Raw genomic sequence first — 15969 nt, forward strand, 5'->3', positions numbered from 1 at the left:
GTCTCATATATAGAGACGCACTGGCCGAACCTCCGATGGAATAGGGAATAGCGGAGGACAATGCCTCGTTGCGTCCTGTTGTCCCCGATCCCAGGAGTCGCGCCTTGCTACCGTCCGTGGTCGCCCCGCAGGAGCTCGCCACCCGCGCCGTCTACGCCGCGGGCCCGCTGGCCGCGCCGCCGCGCACCCTGCTCGACATCCTCAAGGCGACGACGACGGCGCACCCCGACGCGTCCGCGCTCGACGACGGCCAGGTTTCGCTGACCTACCGCGAGCTCGGCGCCCGTGTGGCGAGTCTGGCCGGCGAGCTGGCCGAGGCGGGGGTACGGCGCGGCGACAGGGTCGGCGTGCGGGTGCCCTCGGGCACGGCCGAGCTGTACATCACCATCCTCGCCGTGCTGACCGCGGGCGCCGCCTACGTACCCGTGGACGCCGACGACCCGGACGACCGTGCCGAGCTGGTCTTCTCCGAGGCGGGCGTCCGCGCGGTGGTCACCGACCACGTCACCGTGCACGGCGAGCCCTCCCCCTGGCCGCTCGACGGCGGGCCGACGGTCGACGACGACGCGTGGATCATCTTCACCTCGGGCTCGACGGGCAAACCCAAGGGGGTGGCGGTCACCCACCGCAACGCCGCCGCCTTCGTCGACGCCGAGGCCGGCCTCTTCTTGGCCGAACGGCCGCTGGGCCCGGGCGACCGCGTCCTGGCGGGGCTGTCGGTCGCCTTCGACGCCTCCTGCGAGGAGATGTGGCTGGCCTGGCGCCACGGCGCGTGCCTGGTGCCCGCCCCCAGGGCGCTGGTGCGCACCGGCATGGACCTCGGCCCCTGGCTGGTGGCCCACGGCATCACGGTCGTGTCGACCGTGCCGACCCTGGCAGCGCTGTGGCCGGCCGAGACGCTCGACGACGTGCGCCTGCTGATCTTCGGTGGCGAGGCCTGCCCTCCCGAGCTGGCGGCGCGGCTGGCCGTGCCCGGCAGGGAGGTCTGGAACACCTACGGCCCCACCGAGGCCACGGTCGTGGCGAGCGCGGCGCTGCTGACCGGCGAGGGCCCGGTGCGGATCGGGCTGCCGCTGGACGGCTGGGACCTGGTGGTCGTCGACGGCGACGGCCGGCCCGTCGAGATGGGCGCCACCGGCGAGCTGATCATCGGCGGCGTCGGCCTGGCCCGCTACCTCGACCCCGTCAAGGACGCCGAGAAGTACGCGCCGCTGCCCAGCATGGGCTGGGAGCGCGCCTACCGCAGCGGCGACCTCGTGCGCGCCGAGCCCGAGGGGCTGGTCTTCGCCGGTCGCGCCGACGAGCAGATCAAGCTGGGCGGGCGGCGCATCGAGCTCGGCGAGGTGGACGCCGCCCTGCAGGCCCTTCCTGGAGTGGCGGGCGCGGCCGCGGCCGTGCGCGGCCAGCTGCTGGTCGGCTACCTGGTCGCCGCGGAGGACTTCGATCTGGCCGAGGCCAGGGAACTGCTGCGGGGGTCGCTGCCGGCCGCGCTCGTCCCCCGGCTGGCGGTCGTCGAGGAGCTGCCGACCCGCACCTCCGGCAAGATCGACCGTGATGCGCTGCCGTGGCCGCTCCCCCAGCGGCAGGCGCAGCGCGGATGGCTGGCCGAGCAGTGGGCCGCCGTCCTCGGTGTGGCGCCCGAGGGCCCCCGCACCGACTTCTTCACCGAGGGAGGCGGCAGCCTGGCGGCGGCGCGGCTGGTGTCCGCCCTGCGCGTGCGCCACCCCGCGGTGACCGTCGCCGACCTCTACGAGCACTCGACCTTCGGCGCGCTCCACGAGCTGCTGGGGGACGAGCGGACGCAGCAGGCCCACGCCAAGGCGCGCGAGATCGCACCCATGCCGGTGCGCGCGTCGCTGGCCCAGACGGCGCTCATGGTGCCGCTGATGACCGTGACGGGGCTGCGTTTCCTCCTCGTCGTGGCGGCGCTGGCCAACCTGCTGTGGGCGCCGGTGCTGTCGTGGTGGTGGGTCGCGGCGGGCGCGCTGGTGCTGCTGTCCCCGCCGGGACGGCTCGCGCTGTCGGCGGCCGTCGCCCGGCTGCTGCTGCGAGGGCTCAAGCCAGGGCGCTATCCGCGCGGCGGCGCCGTCCATCTGCGGCTGTGGTTCGCCGAGCAGTTCGCGGCCAGGCTCGGGCTGCCCGACCTGGGCAGCGCGCCGCTGATGTCCTGGTACGCGAGGCTGCTGGGCGCCCAGGTCGGCGAGGACGCCGACCTGCACTCGGCGCCGCCCATCACCGGGATGCTCAGGCTCGGCAGGGGCGCCTCGGTCGAGCCCGAGGTCGACCTGAGCGGCGTGTGGTACGACGGCGACAGGGTGCGCGTCGGCGAGATCAGGATCGGCGCGGGCGCGTCGGTCGGCTCGCGCTCGACGCTGCTGCCCGGCACGAAGATCGGCAAGCACGCCCAGATCGCGCCCGGCTCGGCGGTCCAGGGCGCGGTCCCGGCCGGCACGAGGTGGGCGGGCGCTCCCGCGACCAGGCAGGGCAAGGCGCGCCGGGCAGAGGAGCGGCCACCCAGGTCCCGATTCTGGGTGGGCGTGTACGCGGTCTCGGCGGTCGCGCTGGGCCTGCTGCCCGCCGCCGGGATCGGCGCGGGCCTCGCGGTGCTGCTGGCGACGAACACGTTGTGGGCGCTCCCCCTGGCGACGGTCGCAGGGATGGCCGCGTTCGCGCTCGTCACGCTCGCCGGCGTGCGGCTGCTGGCGATCGGGCTGGTCCCCGGCCAGTACCCCGTGCACAGCCGTGCGGCGTGGCAGGCGTGGGCGACCGGCAGGCTGATGTCCTCGGCACGGGTGTGGCTGTTCCCGCTGTACGCCAGCATCCTGACGCCGGGCTGGCTGCGCGCCCTCGGCATGAAGGTGGGCCGCGACGCGGAACTGTCCACGGTGCTGGCGCTGCCGTCCATGACCTCGGTCGGCGACGGCGCGTTCCTGGCCGACGACACGATGGTCGCCCCCTACGAGCTGGACGGCGGGTGGATGCGGATCGCGGAGGCCCGCATCGGCAAGCGCGCCTTCCTCGGCAACTCGGGCATGACCGCGCCGGGCCGCAAGGTGCCCAAGGACGGCCTGGTAGGCGTGCTGTCGGCCACACCGAAGAAGGCCAAGTCGGGCTCGTCCTACCTGGGCATGCCGCCGGTGGAGCTGCGCCGTACCAGCCAGGGAGGCGACCGCAGCCGCACCTACGACCCGCCCGCGCGGCTGAAGGCCGCCCGCGCGCTGGTCGAGCTGTGCCGCCTGCTGCCGGCCACCTGTACGGCGGCGCTGGCGGCGGTGACGGCCGGCGTGCTGCTGTGGCTCGCCTGGACGTACGGCACGCCCGTCGCCGCCCTGCTGAGCGGCCTGGTGCTGCTGTCGGCCGGAGTGGTGGCCGCCGCGGTGGCCAGCCTGGCCAAGTGGGCGCTGCTGGGCCGCATCGCCGCCGGTGACCGACCGCTGTGGAGCTCGTTCGTCTGGCGCAACGAGCTGGCCGACAACTTCGTCGAGGTGCTGGCCGCGCCGTGGTTCGCCGACCCGTGGCTGGGCACCGCGCCGCTGAACGTGTGGCTGCGCTCGCTCGGGGCACGCATCGGGCATGGGGTCTCCTGCCACACCTACTGGCTGCCCGAGGCGGACCTGGTGAGCCTCGGCGACGGCGCGTGCGTCAACCGCGGCTGCGTCCTGCAGACGCACCTGTTCCATGATCGGGTCATGAGCATCGACACCGTCGACCTCGCCGCGGGCGCTACGCTGGGCCCCCACGGGGTCGTGCTGCCCGCCGCGACGATCGGCGCGCACGCCACGGTCGGCCCCGCCTCACTGGTGATGCGGGGGGAGAACGTGCCCGAGAGGACGCGCTGGTTCGGCAACCCCATCTCGCCATGGCGGTGACGCCCTACTTCCCCGGCCACGGGGACCCGCGTTTCGGCGTCACGCACTACGATCTCGACCTGCGCTACCGCGTGTCGACGAACTGGCTGGGCGCCCTGGCCACGCTGTCGGTCGAGACCGCGCATCAGGTGAGCGACCTGGAGCTCGACCTGGGCCCGTTCGCGGTGAGCTCGGTCAAGGTCGACGGCGTCCGCGTCCGCCACGTCCACCGGGCAGGCAGGCTCACGGTGCCGCTCGGCAGGTCGCGCCCCGCGGGGGCGGCGATCGGCGTCGAGGTCGCCTACGCGGGCAAGCCGCAGCCGATCTCCAGCCCCTTCGGCGGCGTGGGCTGGGAGGAGCTGACCGACGGCGCGCTGGTGGCCAGCCAGCCGGTCGGCGCGCCCTCGTGGTTCCCCTGCAACGACAGGCCGGACGACAAGGCCACCTACACCATGACGGTGACGACCGCCTCGCCGTACCAGGTGCTGACCAACGGGTCGCTGGTGCTCAAACGGCGCGCGGGGGGCAACACCACCTGGATCTTCTCCCGCACCGACCCCATGGCCACCTATCTGGCAAGCGTCCAGATCGGCCGCTACCAGGTCGGCGACGGGCTGGCCTACCCCGCCAGGCTCGCCGCCCGTGTCAGGAACGACTTCGGCAGGCAGGGCGAGATGCTGGCGCTGTTCAGCGACAGGTTCGGCGCCTACCCCTTCGACGCCTACACCGCGGTCGTCGCCGACGACGAGCTGGAGATCCCGATCGAGGCGCAGGGGCTGTCGGTCTTCGGGCGCAACCACGTCGACGGGCGCCGAGGCTCCGAGCGGCTGGTCGCGCACGAGCTCGCCCACCAGTGGTTCGGCAACAGCCTGACCATCGGGAGCTGGAACGACATCTGGCTGCACGAGGGCTTCGCCGCCTATGCCGAGTGGCTGTGGTCGGAGTCCTCAGGAGGGGAGCCGGCCGCGGCCCACGCCAAGCGCTGGCACCAGCGGCTGGCGGTCATGCCGCAGGACTTCACGCTCGCCGACCCAGGGCCCCGGCGCCTGTTCGACGACCGCGTCTACAAGCGCGGCGCGCTGACGGTGCACCGGCTCCGGGAGGAGATGGGCGATCCCGCCTTCTTCGGGATGGTGCGCGCGTGGACGGCCGAGAACCGGCATTCCACGGTCAGCACCGACGCGTTCGTCGCCCACGCGCAGCGGCACACCTCCCGCCCGCTCGCTCCGGTGCTGTCCGCCTGGCTGTACGGCAGGACGCTGCCCCGTTTCTCCTGACCCCTCGAGGGCAGGCGGCCCCTATGATTCGCGAACTCGTCAGAGGAGCGTTCGCCGGGGCCACGGCCACCACGGCGATGAGCACCGTCATGCTCGCGGGCGACAAGGCAGGGCTGATGCGCGAGCAGCCGCCCAAGCACGTCGTCCGCGCGCTGCTGCCCGGCCGTTCCCACCGGCCCAAAGCGGGTGAGAAGCCGATGGCGGCACTGGCGCACTACGCGTTCGGCGCGGGCGCGGGGGCGGTGCTCGCGCTCCTGACCAGAGGGCGAGGGGCTCCGCTGCCGGTCGGGGTCGCCTACGGCCTGGCCATCTGGCTGGCCAGCTACGAGGGCTGGGTGCCCGCGCTGACCCCGATGCCTCCTATCCATCGCGACGAGCCCGGCAGGGCACTGGTGATGGGGCTCGCGCACGTCGTGTTCGGCTCGGTGCTGGCCACCTCCCTGCACCGCAGGGCTGCGGCAGGCACCCTCTGAGGTCCGGGCACGGCGGCGATCCAGCGTTCGGGCACGCCTCGGCGGCCTCGGTCACCCCTTCAGCAGGTCTCCGCAGAAGAAGCGGATGGCGCGGTTGACCACGACCGGCTTCTCCCAGGGCATGAAGTGGCCCGCACCCGGCACCCAGAACGGGCCGACGACCTGCGGGTAGGCGATCGCGCACCGCTCGGCGACATGCTCGCCGACGGTGACCTGGTCGGGGCCGACGAGCACCAGCGTCGGCTGCAGCACGGGCCGGTCGGTCAACTCGGGACCCGACATGGGACGGGTGCCCATCACCACCTCGTAGTCGGCGAAGGAGGCGCGCAGCCGGTCGGCGTCCGCGTACGGCTCGGTGAGCAGAGCCAGATCGTCGTCGCTGAAGGCGTTGGGCGGACACCACATCCGGTGCCCGAAGAACTCGGCGATGTAGCGCCGTCGCCGTTCGGGCGTGTCCAGCTCGGCGACGAGCTCGTCGGCGTGCAACCCCTGTCGGCGCTGGTAGTCGTAGATCGCCGGCTTCGGTGTGCCTGCGGGGATCCCGGCCGCGGCGAACGCGTCGGGAAGCTCGGGCATCGAGTCGTCGAGCACCACCAGCCTGTCGACCCGGTCAGGGTGGCGGTTGGCCATGTCGATGGCCACCATCGCGCCGAGGTCGTGGCCCGCCACGACGACCCGGTCCCAGCCGAAGGCGTCCAGCAGGCCGATCAGGTCCGCGTTGAACGCCGCGAAGTCGTAGAAGCCGTCAGGGGCGAAATCCGAGTCGCCGTAGCCGCGCAGGTCCGGCGCGGCGACGTCGAACCCGGCCTCGGCCAGCGGCTCGATGTTGTGCGACCAGATCAGGCTCGTGCAGGGAAAACCGTGCACGAGGAGCAGCGGCACACCGCCGTGGCCGCTGCGGCGGACCGCCAGCCGGTGACCGTCGCTGACCGTGACGAAGGTGGGAGAGATAGGCACGAGGCATCCTCGCACAGGCCACCGACAATGCTCGCGGCTCACGGGGAACGCCGGCGGTCGCGGCGTTCGTGAGCCCCGGCCATGGCACCGGGGCTCACGGTTCTGGGCGGGCGCCGGCTACGGCTTGGCGCCGACTCCCGTGGTGAACTCCTCCTTCAGGTGGCCGGGTGCCAGGGGCGGGGTGTCCATGCCGGCGCCGCCCGCCAGTCCGTCGAGCATCTCGCGCATCGCCTGCGCCGCGCCGTACCTGGGCTGCCAGCCCAGCTCGGTGCGGGCCCTGGTGGTGTCGAGGATGGGCAGGTTGAGCGCCATCTCCAGCAGCCCGGGAGAGGAGGGGATGAGGCGCGCGTGCCAGCCGGCCGCCACCGCGGTCCTGGCCAGCCACGGCGACAGCGGCACGAGGCGCGCGCCGAACAGCCCGGCCAGCTCGGCGGGACCGAGGACGGGTTCGGCGGCGAGGTTGAAGGCGCCCGAGACGTCGGAGACGACCGCCAGGCGGTAGGCCTGGGCGGCGTCGGAGGCGTGCAGGGCCTGCACCCGCAGTCCCGGGATGTCGGGGATGACCGGCACGCGGCGCATCATCCTGCCGGGCACGAAGGGCCCGCCGAACAGCCGCCGCTGCTCGCTGGCCGCCTCCCTCTTGAAGATGAACGCGGGCCGCATCCTGACGACCCTGGTGTCCGGATGGTCGCGTTCGAACACGTCGAGGACGCGCTCGACGTAGGCCTTCTCCCTGCCGTAGGCGGCCCGCGGCCAGCCGTGGGTGGGCCAGGACTCGTCGACGGCACGGTCCTTCGGCCCCGGCGAGTAGGCGCCCACGGAGGAGGCGTGGACCACGACGGGCACCCTCGCCTGGGCGACGGAGCGGAAGACGGCCATGCTGCCGAGGACGTTGGCGCGCCAGGTGGTGGCGGGGTCGCGGGTGGGCTGGAACAGCCATGCCAGGTGCACGACGGCGGCGGCGCCCTCGAACACGGCGGTGAGGTCGTCCTCGGCCACGTCGGCGGCGTGCCAGGTGGTCTTGGGACCCGGGTTCCATCGGGGGCGGCGGCGCGCGACGCCGACGATGGAGGTGATCTGAGGCTCGGCCTCGAGTGCCTGCACGACACTGGTGCCGACGTTGCCCGTCGCGCCGACCACGATGACTCTCATGATTCGCGACTGCCCAGGTGTGCGCCGCTGAAACCGGGGTTAGATTGGACTGGTGATCACCGTCGACGACGTGCGCGACCTGGCCTCGCGGCTGCCACGCTCCTCCGAGCACCTGATCCGCGACCGGGTGAAGTTCCGGGTGGGCTCGATCGTCTACGTCGCCTTCTCAAGGGATGAGACGACCATGGGGTTCGGCTTTCCCAAGGAGGAGCGCGCGGCGCTGGTCGCCGCCGAGCCCGCCACCTTCTTCCTGCCGCGCGAGAGCGACCTGCGCTTCCACTGGGTGGAGGCGCGGATGGCCGCCCTCGACGTCCCCGAGATGCGCGAGCTGGTGACCGAGGCGTGGCGGATGTGCGTGCCGAAGAAGGTCTACGCCGCCTACATGGAGACGCTGCGGTAGAGGTCTCGCGCCAGCGTGGTGGTGCGCTTGACGGAGTCGTTCCACCGGCCGCCCGCGGGATGGGCGGTGAGCAGCACGAAGATGAGCCTGTCACCCTTGCCGACGAGACCCGTGGTGTGCAGGACGGGCCTGCCGAGGTCGGGCACCAGCGGCAGCCGCGCCTGGGACTGAGGGGTGATCAGCGGGCCGCCGGCTCCGGTGGGTGAGCACCTGACGGGCGGGACGGCGCCGAAACCCGACCAGCCCTGCTTGACCGCCCACGGCTTGGGCAGGGCGCGCGGGATGCCGAAGTACTGGTCGAAGCCGTCGGTGCCACAGGGGGTCGCCTGGCGCAGGTGCCCGATGACCAGGTCGCGAACCTTGGCGTCGGCTCTGTCCATGAGGTAGCGGTAGGTCCTGGCGACGTCGTAGGCGCTCAGCGAGGTGTAGCCCCAGAAGCCCGGCTTGGCGGCGGGCGGCGGACTGGTGTCGGCCAGGCCGAGCTTCCTGGCCATGCGGGTGACGATCTTCCCCTTGCCGCCCCTGTCCCACAGGGCCGAGGCCGCGTCGTCGTCGCTGGAGCGCAGCATGACCTTGAGCGTGGCCAGGTCGCGGACGGTCGGCTTGGCGGTCCGCTCGAGGAAGTCGATCGCGATCAAGATCTTGATCACCGACGCGGATCTGAACGCCCTGTGCGCCAGCCGGTGGGCGACGATCTTCCCCGCCACCCTGTCGAAGACCACGTATCCGGCCGTCGTGCCCGCGGGGACCTTCGGCGGTGCCTCGGCCAGCGCGGGTGTCGCGATCAGCAGGGGGACGGCGGCCGCCACGGCTGCCCAGCGCTTGGTTCGCATTCGCACATATCTACCAGACCTTGACGTACCCACACATCCGGCTATAAACAAAGGGGAAACCAAACGGAAACGGCGGTGAATCAACATCATGTACGCCGAGGAGCGCCAGCAGGAGATCCTGCGCATGGCCCGTGACGCCGGTCGCGTGGACGTGGTGACGCTCGCCGAGGAGTTCGACGTCACCACCGAGACCATCCGCCGCGACCTGACAGCGCTGGAGCGGGCGGGCGTCCTACGGCGGGTGCACGGAGGGGCGATCCCCGTCGAGCGCCTGGGATTCGAGCCCGCGCTGGCCGCCCGCGACGAGGTGATGACCGCCGAGAAGGAGCGCATCGCCAAGGCGGCGCTCGCCGAACTGCCGGAGGACGGATCGGTCATCATCGACGCCGGGTCCACGACCGGGCGGCTGGTGCAGGTGCTGCCCGCCGACAGGGAGCTGACGGTGGTGGTCAACTCCCCGCCGCTGGCCTCCGTCCTGGCCGCCAGGCCCAACCTCAACGTCATCATGCTCGGCGGCAGGGTGCGCGGCCGGACGCTGGCCACCGTCGACGACTGGGCGCTGCGCCCTCTCGCCGACCTTCACGTGGACGTGGCGTTCATGGCGACCAACGGCTGCTCGGTGGCCAAGGGGCTGACCACGCCCGATCCCGCGGAGGCGGCGATCAAGCGGGCGATGATCGCCGCGGCGCAGCGAAGCGTCCTGCTGGCCGACCACACCAAGTTCACCAACACCTATCTGGCCAGATTCGCCTCATTGGCCGAGATCGACGTACTGATCACCGACACGGGCCTGGACGCGGCCACCGCCGCCGACGTCTCGGCCGCGGGGCCCCAGGTGGTCCGGGCATGATCCTCACCCTGACGCTCAACCCGAGCCTCGACCGCACGATCGAGGTGAGTTCGCTGGACAGGGGCACGGTGATCAGGGCGGCCGCCGCCAGGCTCGACCCGGGCGGCAAGGGCGTCAACGTCTCGAGGGCGCTGCTGGCCAACGACGTCGCCTCGTGCGCGGTCGTGCCGTACGGGGGCGACGAGGGCCGCCGGCTGATCGGCCTGCTGTCGGCCGAGGGGCTGGACATGGTGACCGTACCGGTGCGGGGCGCCACCCGCTCCAACGTGACGCTGGCCGAGCCCGACGGCACCATCACCAAGATCAACGAGCCGGGCACCGCCCTGTCGGCCGCCGAGCTCGACACGATCGCCGAGGCGGTGCTGTCGGCGGCGCACTCGGCCGACTGGGTGGTCGCCTCCGGCAGCCTGCCGCCCGAGGTGCCGCCCGACGTCTACGCGCGCCTGTGCGAGCGCTTCTCCAGCGCGGGCATCCACGTCGCCGTCGACACCAGCGGCCCCGCGCTGCTGGCCGCGCTGGCGGCGGGGCCCGCGCTGGTCAAGCCGAACCGCGAGGAGCTCGCCGAGGCGACGGGCATGCCCATCACCCGCATGGGCGAGGCCGTCGAGGCCGCGGAGAAGCTGCGCGCGGCCGGCGCGCGCGCGGTGCTTGCCAGCCTCGGCGCCGACGGCGCGATCCTGGTCACCGACGGCGCCGTCCGCTACGGCGAGTGCGGGGTCGACGAGCCGCGCAGCACCGTCGGCGCGGGCGACGCCATGCTGGCGGGCTTCCTCGCCGCAGGCGCGAGCGGCGAACGCGCCCTGGTCGAGGCCCTGGCCTGGGCGGCGGCGGCCGTCGGCCTGCCGGGCAGCCGCATGCCCCACCCCTGCGACATCCACCGCGACCGGGTGCTCCTGCGCCCCTTCGACCCCTCCATGCCTCTGGGAGCCACCACCCTGTAAGGAGCCACCCCCATGGCCGACACCTACACTCCCCCGGTCTACGGAACCGGCCTGAAAGCGACCATCCAGCGCATCGGCGGCCATCTGGCCGGCATGATCATGCCGAACATCGGCGCGTTCATCGCATGGGGTCTCATCACCGCCCTGTTCATCCCCACCGGCTGGCTGCCGAACGCGTCCCTCGCCGCCCTGGTCGGCCCGATCATCACCACCCTGCTGCCGGTCCTCATCGGCTACACGGGCGGCAGGATGGTCCACGGCCAGCGCGGCGCCGTCGTCGGCGCCGTGGCGACCATGGGCGTCGTCGTCGGCGCGACGATCCCCATGTTCCTCGGCGCGATGGTCATCGGACCGCTGGCGGCCTACCTGCTCAAGCTGGTCGACAGGTTCACCGAGCAGCGCACCAGGGCCGGCTTCGAGATGCTGGTCGACAACTTCACCGCCGGCATCGTCGGCGGCGCGATGGCGCTGCTCGGCGTGTGGGGCATCGGGCCGATCGTCAAGGTGGTCACCGAGGCGGCCGGCAGCGGGGTCGAGTGGCTCGTCGGCCACAGCCTGCTGCCACTGGCCTCGGTGCTGATCGAACCGGCCAAGGTGCTGTTCCTCAACAACGCGATCAACCACGGCGTGCTCGGCCCGCTGGGCGTCGCCGAGGCGGTGCAGCACGGCAAGTCGATCCTGTTCATGCTGGAGTCCAACCCGGGACCCGGGCTCGGCCTGCTGCTGGCCTACCTGTTCTTCGGGCCGAGGGCGCTACGGCCGAGCACGCCCGCCGCCATGATCATCCACTTCTTCGGCGGCATCCACGAGATCTACTTCCCCTACGTGCTGATGAAGCCGCGCCTGATCATCGCGGTCATCGCGGGCGGCGCGGCCGGCGTCTTCACCTTCATGATCACCGGCGCGGGTCTGGTGGCCACGCCGTCGCCCGGCAGCATCTTCGCCTACCTCGCCGTCACGCCCAAGGGCGGCTGGTTCGGCGTGGCCGCGGGCATCCTGCTGGCCACTGCCGCCAGCTTCGCCGTCGCCTCCCTCCTGCTCGGCTTCGGACGCGGAGAGAAGGACCAGGACGAGGCCGCACCAGACGAGACCGCACCGGAGGACAGGACCGAGCCCGCCGCCCAGGAGGCGTCATGACCAGCATCGACAGCAAGGACATCCACAAGATCGTGATCGCCTGCGACGCGGGCATGGGCAGCAGCGTCATGCTGGCCACCACGGTGCGCAAGCAGCTCAAGGACACCGGCGTCACGGTCGAGCACACCCCCGTCAACGCCATCCCGGCCGACGCCGACGTGGTGCTGTGCCACGCCGGTCTGGCCGCCCGCGCGCGGGCGTCCGCGGCGCCCGGCGCGGTGCTCGTGCCGTTCCAGATCTTCCTCGGCGACCCCGCCGTCACCCGGCTCATCGCCACGATCAAGAAGGGCGGGACGGTCGGTGCGTGACGTCCTGGAGCGGCGCGCCGTGCTCCTGCACGAGCACGCCGACACGCGCGAGGAGGCGATCAGGCGCTGCGGCAGGCTCCTGGTGGAGACGGGAGCGGTGGCCGAGCCGTACGTCGAGGCCATGCTGGAGCGCGAGCGCTCCATCTCCACCTACGTCGGCGAGGGGGTGGCCATCCCGCACGGCGTCGACAGGGAGGCCATCCTGCGCGACGCCATCTGCGTGGTGCGCTTCCCCGACGGCGTCGACTGGGACGGCGAGCACGTCACGCTCTGCGTCGGCATCGCCGCCAGGGGCGACGGCCACATCGCGCTGCTGGCCGAGCTCGCCGAGATCCTGCTCGACCCCGGACGCGCCCGCGCGCTGCGCGAGGCGAGCGAGGTCGAGACCGTCATGAAGGAGCTGTCGTGAAAGTCGCCCGATTCCACGCGCCAGGGGACCTGCGGGTCGAAGAGGCGCCCGAGCCGGCCGCGGGCCCCGGCGAGCTGAAGATCAGGGTGCGCAACTGCTCGACCTGCGGCACCGACGCCAAGATCTTCCACCACGGCCACCACCACATCAGACCGCCGCGCGTCATGGGCCACGAGATCGCCGGAGAGGTGGTCGGCACGGGCGAGCGGGTCCAGGTGATCGCCGCCATTCCCTGCGGGACGTGCGAGGAGTGCCGCAGGGGCAGGATGACCGTCTGCCCCCACCAGGAGTCGATGGGCTACCACTACGACGGCGGCTTCGCCGAGTACATGATCGTCCCGGCCAAGGTCCTGGCCGTCGACGGCGTCAACCGCATCCCCGACGGCGTCTCCTTCGCCGAGGCCTCGGTGGCCGAGCCGCTCGCCTGCGTGCTCAACGGCCAGGAACTGGCCAGGGTCGGCGAGGGCGACGACGTGGTCGTGATGGGCGCGGGCCCGATCGGCTGCCTGCACGTCCGGCTGGCCCGTGCCAGGGGCGCCGCCAGGGTGTTCCTCGTCGACGTCAACCCGGCACGTCTGGCGCTGGCCGCCGCCATGGTCCAGCCGGACGCCGCGATCGACGCCGACCCCGTCGAGCAGGTGCTGAAGCTGACCGGTGGGCGCGGGGCCGACGTGGTGATCACCGCGGCGGCGTCGGGCACCGCGCAGGAGCAGGCGCTGCGGATGGCGGCCAGGCAGGGGCGCGTCAGCTTCTTCGGCGGACTGCCGAAGGACGACCCGATCATCGCCTGCGACTCCAACCTCGTGCACTACAGGGAGCTGACGATCGTCGGCGCGAACGGCTCGAGCCCCGCCCACAACGCGCGGGCGCTGGCGCTGATCGCGGACGGCGCGGTGCCGGTCGCCGATCTGATCACCCACCGGCTCGAGCTGCCGCGGGTACTGGAGGCGATCGACCTGGTGCGTCAGGGCGCCGCGATCAAGGTCACGATCGAGCCGTGAAGGAGAAGTGATGGCAGAGCGCACCGTGGTGGTCGCCTCGCGGACGGGCCTGCACGCCCGTCCCGCCAGGCTCTTCGTGCAGGAGGCGGTCAGGCTGGGCGTGCCCGTGCGGATCGCGGTCGGCTCGGGCAAGTCCGTGCCCGCCACCAGCATGTTGGGGGTGCTGTCGCTCGGCGCGGTGCACGGCGTCGAGGTGACACTCTCGGCCGAAGGCGCGGAGGGGCAGGCGGCCGTCGACACCCTGGCCGAGCTGCTCGCGCGCGACCTGGACGCCGAGGAGCCGGCAGATGGCTGAGCCTCCCGAGCGGTTGAAGGGACTCGGCGTCAGCCCTGGCCGCTCGGCGGGACCCGTCGTCCGCATGGCCGAGCCGCCGGCGCTCCCGCCCCTGCCCGCCGCCGACGGGCGGGGCCTGGACGGCGCGGCCGAGGAGCAGGCCGTGCGCACAGCGCTGCGGACCGTGGCGGCCGAGCTGGCCAGGCGGGCCGAGCGGGCGCGCGAGGGGCAGGAGCGCGACATCCTCGAGGCCCAGGCGATGATGGCCGACGACCCGATGCTGCTGGAGGCGGCGCAGGCGCACGTCGGCGCGGGCCTGCCTGCCGTCCACGCGCTGGACAGGGCCTTCGCCATGCACCGCGAGGCCCTGGTCGCGGCGGGCGGGTACTTCGCCGAGCGCGCCGCCGACCTCGACGACCTGCGCAGCCGCGCCGTGGCCGCCGCGATGGGCCTGCCCATGCCCGGCGTTCCCGACCCCGGCCATCCGTTCGTGCTGGTGGCCGAGGACCTTTCGCCCGCCGACACCGCCACGCTCGGCCCCGACGTGCTGGCGCTGGTCACCGCCAAGGGTGGCCCGACCGGCCACACCGCCATCCTCGCCAGGGCCAGGGGGCTGCCTGCCGTCGTCGCCTGCGCGGGCGCGCAGGACCTGCCGGACGGGGCGATCGTCGCCGTCGACGGCGGATCGGGAGAACTCGTCACCGGGCTCGACGAGCAGGAGGCCGCCGCCATCAGGGCGGGCGAGGCCGCGAGGCGCGCCGCGCTCGGCGGGAGCAGGGGCCCCGGCAGGACCGCCGACGGGCATCCGGTCAAGCTGCTGCTCAACATCGGCTCCGCCGCCGACCTGGCCGAGGGCGCCGAGGGCGTGGGCCTGTTCCGCACCGAACTCCTCTTCCTCGACCGCAGGAGCGCCCCTTCCTTCGACGAGCAGGTAGCCGCCTACGCCGAGGTGCTCGCCGCCTGTCCCGACGCCGTCATCAGGACGCTCGACGCCGGCACCGACAAGCCGCTGCCCTTCCTCGGGCTGCCGCCCGAGCCCAACCCCGCGCTGGGCGTCCGCGGGCTGCGCGTGGACCGGGTACGGCCCGCCGTCCTCGACACCCAGCTGGAGGCCGTCGCCGAGGCGGCGCTGCGGACGGGCGCGAGCCCCCGGGTGATGGCGCCCATGGTCGCCACGCGGCAGGAGGCCGCCGCGTTCGCCGACAGGGCCAGGCGCAAGGGCATCGCGCACGTCGGCGTGATGGTCGAGATCCCGTCGGCCGCGCTGCAGGCCGCCGAACTGCTGGAGGAGGTGGACTTCCTCAGCATCGGCACCAACGACCTCAGCCAGTACGCCTTCGCCGCCGACCGCCAGCATCCCGACCTGGCCGACCTGCTCGACCCCGCGCAGCCCGCCCTGCTGCGGCTGATCGGCATGTGCGCGGACGCCGGACGCGCCGCGGGCAAGCCCGTCGGGGTGTGCGGCGAGGCGGCGGGCGATCCGCGGCTGGCGCCGGTGCTGGCCGGTCTGGGCGTCACGAGCCTGTCGATGGCGGCGGTCAGCGTGCCCGCCGTACGGCAGGCGCTGGCCGGGCACACGATGGCCGAGTGCAGGCGGCTGGCCGGTCGGCAGGAGCCTCAGAAGTAGCGGCGCATGAGTTCGGTCGCCCAGGCCGGCTGGACGACAGGATGACGGGGGCCGAACTCGGCCAGGTACGGCTTGACGTCCAGGATCGGCGTGCCTGACAGCGCGTCCAGGTCGGCGACGTGCAGCTCCAGGCCGTCCACGGCGAGCAGCCGGCAGCGGGAGACGCCGAGCCGGTTGGGGCGGTACGGCCCGCGGTGGGCGAAGACCCCCACGGGCGCCGCGTCCGGGTTTCCCCTCGGGGGGCGGGGCTCGGCACGCACCATCGCAGGGTCGATCCGGTCGAAGAGGAAGACGACTTCCACGTGGGAGAAGTACTCCAGGCCGAGCGTCGCCGAGACGGTGAAGGATTCTTCGTCCAGCCGGATCACGGCGCGCACGTCGTGCCAGCCGTCTTCGAACATCTCGCCGCGACCGCCCACGACCCTGCCGACGGGTCGCAGGGTCACGGGATCCGAGGTCACAGGATCCGAGGTCACAGGATC

At 73.0% G+C, this 15969-nt stretch carries 16 protein-coding genes; 12 read left to right on the plus strand and 4 right to left on the minus strand.

All coding sequences use genetic code 11. The features are described from left to right. The first annotated feature begins 104 nt into the window (after positions 1–104). From ACFSKW_RS13395 to ACFSKW_RS13405, 3 genes are read left to right on the plus strand one after another with little or no spacing between them, the layout of a single operon-like run. Positions 105–3869: a Pls/PosA family non-ribosomal peptide synthetase gene (locus ACFSKW_RS13395; RefSeq protein WP_379572527.1), complete on the plus strand. Its 3765-nt coding sequence runs from the start codon at positions 105–107 to the stop codon at positions 3867–3869. Continuing rightward, positions 3860–5125, plus strand: coding sequence for a M1 family metallopeptidase (locus tag ACFSKW_RS13400; RefSeq protein ID WP_379572528.1), 1266 nt, complete (start codon positions 3860–3862; stop codon positions 5123–5125). Before ACFSKW_RS13395 ends, ACFSKW_RS13400 begins: the two co-directional genes overlap by 10 nt. Before the next feature lie 23 nt (positions 5126–5148). Beyond that, positions 5149–5598: a hypothetical protein gene (locus tag ACFSKW_RS13405; RefSeq protein WP_379572529.1), complete on the plus strand. Its 450-nt coding sequence runs from the start codon at positions 5149–5151 to the stop codon at positions 5596–5598. A 51-nt stretch (positions 5599–5649) separates the two neighbouring features. Here the strand turns inward: ACFSKW_RS13405 and ACFSKW_RS13410 are convergent, their stop codons facing one another. Together ACFSKW_RS13410 and ACFSKW_RS13415 are read right to left on the minus strand one after the other, a co-directional pair. Further along, positions 5650–6555: an alpha/beta fold hydrolase gene (locus ACFSKW_RS13410; protein WP_379572530.1), complete on the minus strand. Its 906-nt coding sequence runs from the start codon at positions 6553–6555 to the stop codon at positions 5650–5652. A 117-nt stretch (positions 6556–6672) separates the two neighbouring features. After that, on the minus strand, positions 6673–7707 hold the full coding sequence (locus tag ACFSKW_RS13415) for an NAD-dependent epimerase/dehydratase family protein (protein ID WP_379572531.1): 1035 nt from the start codon (positions 7705–7707) through the stop codon (positions 6673–6675). Between the two features lie 52 nt (positions 7708–7759). Between ACFSKW_RS13415 and ACFSKW_RS13420 the strand changes: the two genes are divergently transcribed. Further along, positions 7760–8107, plus strand: a complete 348-nt coding sequence (locus tag ACFSKW_RS13420) for an MmcQ/YjbR family DNA-binding protein (protein WP_379572532.1) — start codon at positions 7760–7762, stop codon at positions 8105–8107. On the opposite strand, the gene ACFSKW_RS13425 is transcribed toward ACFSKW_RS13420, so the two are convergent. After that, positions 8086–8940 carry a serine hydrolase gene (locus ACFSKW_RS13425; protein ID WP_379572533.1) on the minus strand — a complete coding sequence of 285 codons (855 nt, stop codon included), beginning with the start codon at positions 8938–8940 and terminating at the stop codon, positions 8086–8088. The two genes, ACFSKW_RS13420 and ACFSKW_RS13425, sit on opposite strands and share 22 nt — an antisense overlap. 88 nt (positions 8941–9028) lie before the next feature. On the opposite strand from ACFSKW_RS13425, the gene ACFSKW_RS13430 reads away from it, so the two are divergent. The 8 genes from ACFSKW_RS13430 to ACFSKW_RS13465 are packed head-to-tail and all read left to right on the plus strand — an operon-like array spanning position 9029 to position 15487. After that, positions 9029–9790, plus strand: coding sequence for a DeoR/GlpR family DNA-binding transcription regulator (locus ACFSKW_RS13430; protein ID WP_379572534.1), 762 nt, complete (start codon positions 9029–9031; stop codon positions 9788–9790). After that, positions 9787–10731, plus strand: coding sequence for a 1-phosphofructokinase (gene pfkB / locus ACFSKW_RS13435; protein WP_379572535.1), 945 nt, complete (start codon positions 9787–9789; stop codon positions 10729–10731). Before ACFSKW_RS13430 ends, pfkB begins: the two co-directional genes overlap by 4 nt. 12 nt (positions 10732–10743) lie before the next feature. Next, a complete protein-coding gene (gene mtlA / locus ACFSKW_RS13440) occupies positions 10744–11868 on the plus strand; it encodes a mannitol-specific PTS transporter subunit IIC (RefSeq protein ID WP_379572536.1) in 1125 nt (374 codons plus the stop codon). After that, entirely contained in the window at positions 11865–12176 is a 312-nt protein-coding gene (locus tag ACFSKW_RS13445; RefSeq protein WP_379572537.1) for a PTS sugar transporter subunit IIBC family protein, read from the plus strand. Before mtlA ends, ACFSKW_RS13445 begins: the two co-directional genes overlap by 4 nt. Further along, complete coding sequence (locus tag ACFSKW_RS13450) at positions 12169–12585, plus strand: PTS mannitol transporter subunit IIA (RefSeq protein ID WP_379572538.1); 417 nt, start codon at positions 12169–12171, stop codon at positions 12583–12585. Before ACFSKW_RS13445 ends, ACFSKW_RS13450 begins: the two co-directional genes overlap by 8 nt. Further along, positions 12582–13586 (plus strand): zinc-dependent dehydrogenase, encoded by a 1005-nt coding sequence (locus tag ACFSKW_RS13455; RefSeq protein ID WP_379572539.1) that lies wholly within the window; start codon positions 12582–12584, stop codon positions 13584–13586. The genes ACFSKW_RS13450 and ACFSKW_RS13455 overlap by 4 nt, the downstream gene beginning before the upstream one ends. A 10-nt stretch (positions 13587–13596) precedes the next feature. Further along, positions 13597–13881, plus strand: coding sequence for an HPr family phosphocarrier protein (locus ACFSKW_RS13460; RefSeq protein ID WP_379572540.1), 285 nt, complete (start codon positions 13597–13599; stop codon positions 13879–13881). After that, positions 13874–15487 (plus strand): phosphoenolpyruvate--protein phosphotransferase, encoded by a 1614-nt coding sequence (locus ACFSKW_RS13465; protein WP_379572541.1) that lies wholly within the window; start codon positions 13874–13876, stop codon positions 15485–15487. The genes ACFSKW_RS13460 and ACFSKW_RS13465 overlap by 8 nt, the downstream gene beginning before the upstream one ends. Here the strand turns inward: ACFSKW_RS13465 and ACFSKW_RS13470 are convergent. Next, on the minus strand, positions 15478–15933 hold the full coding sequence (locus ACFSKW_RS13470; protein WP_379572542.1) for an SAM-dependent methyltransferase: 456 nt from the start codon (positions 15931–15933) through the stop codon (positions 15478–15480). The two genes, ACFSKW_RS13465 and ACFSKW_RS13470, sit on opposite strands and share 10 nt — an antisense overlap. Positions 15934–15969 lie beyond the last annotated feature (36 nt).

Origin of the sequence: Nonomuraea mangrovi (assembly GCF_042681425.1) — a bacterium.
Classification (GTDB): domain Bacteria; phylum Actinomycetota; class Actinomycetes; order Streptosporangiales; family Streptosporangiaceae; genus Nonomuraea; species Nonomuraea mangrovi.

Excerpts from the sequence above, each read along its gene's own strand:
- ACFSKW_RS13425 (WP_379572533.1), bottom strand. The coding sequence starts at position 8,940 with ATGCGAACCAAGCGCTGGGCAGCCGTGGCGGCCGCCGTCCCCCTGCTG.
- ACFSKW_RS13465 (WP_379572541.1), top strand. The coding sequence starts at position 13,874 with ATGGCTGAGCCTCCCGAGCGGTTGAAGGGACTCGGCGTCAGCCCTGGC.
- ACFSKW_RS13430 (WP_379572534.1), top strand. The coding sequence starts at position 9,029 with ATGTACGCCGAGGAGCGCCAGCAGGAGATCCTGCGCATGGCCCGTGAC.
- ACFSKW_RS13415 (WP_379572531.1), bottom strand. The coding sequence starts at position 7,707 with ATGAGAGTCATCGTGGTCGGCGCGACGGGCAACGTCGGCACCAGTGTC.
- mtlA (WP_379572536.1), top strand. The coding sequence starts at position 10,744 with ATGGCCGACACCTACACTCCCCCGGTCTACGGAACCGGCCTGAAAGCG.
- ACFSKW_RS13445 (WP_379572537.1), top strand. The coding sequence starts at position 11,865 with ATGACCAGCATCGACAGCAAGGACATCCACAAGATCGTGATCGCCTGC.
- ACFSKW_RS13400 (WP_379572528.1), top strand. The coding sequence starts at position 3,860 with ATGGCGGTGACGCCCTACTTCCCCGGCCACGGGGACCCGCGTTTCGGC.
- pfkB (WP_379572535.1), top strand. The coding sequence starts at position 9,787 with ATGATCCTCACCCTGACGCTCAACCCGAGCCTCGACCGCACGATCGAG.
- ACFSKW_RS13460 (WP_379572540.1), top strand. The coding sequence starts at position 13,597 with ATGGCAGAGCGCACCGTGGTGGTCGCCTCGCGGACGGGCCTGCACGCC.
- ACFSKW_RS13405 (WP_379572529.1), top strand. The coding sequence starts at position 5,149 with ATGATTCGCGAACTCGTCAGAGGAGCGTTCGCCGGGGCCACGGCCACC.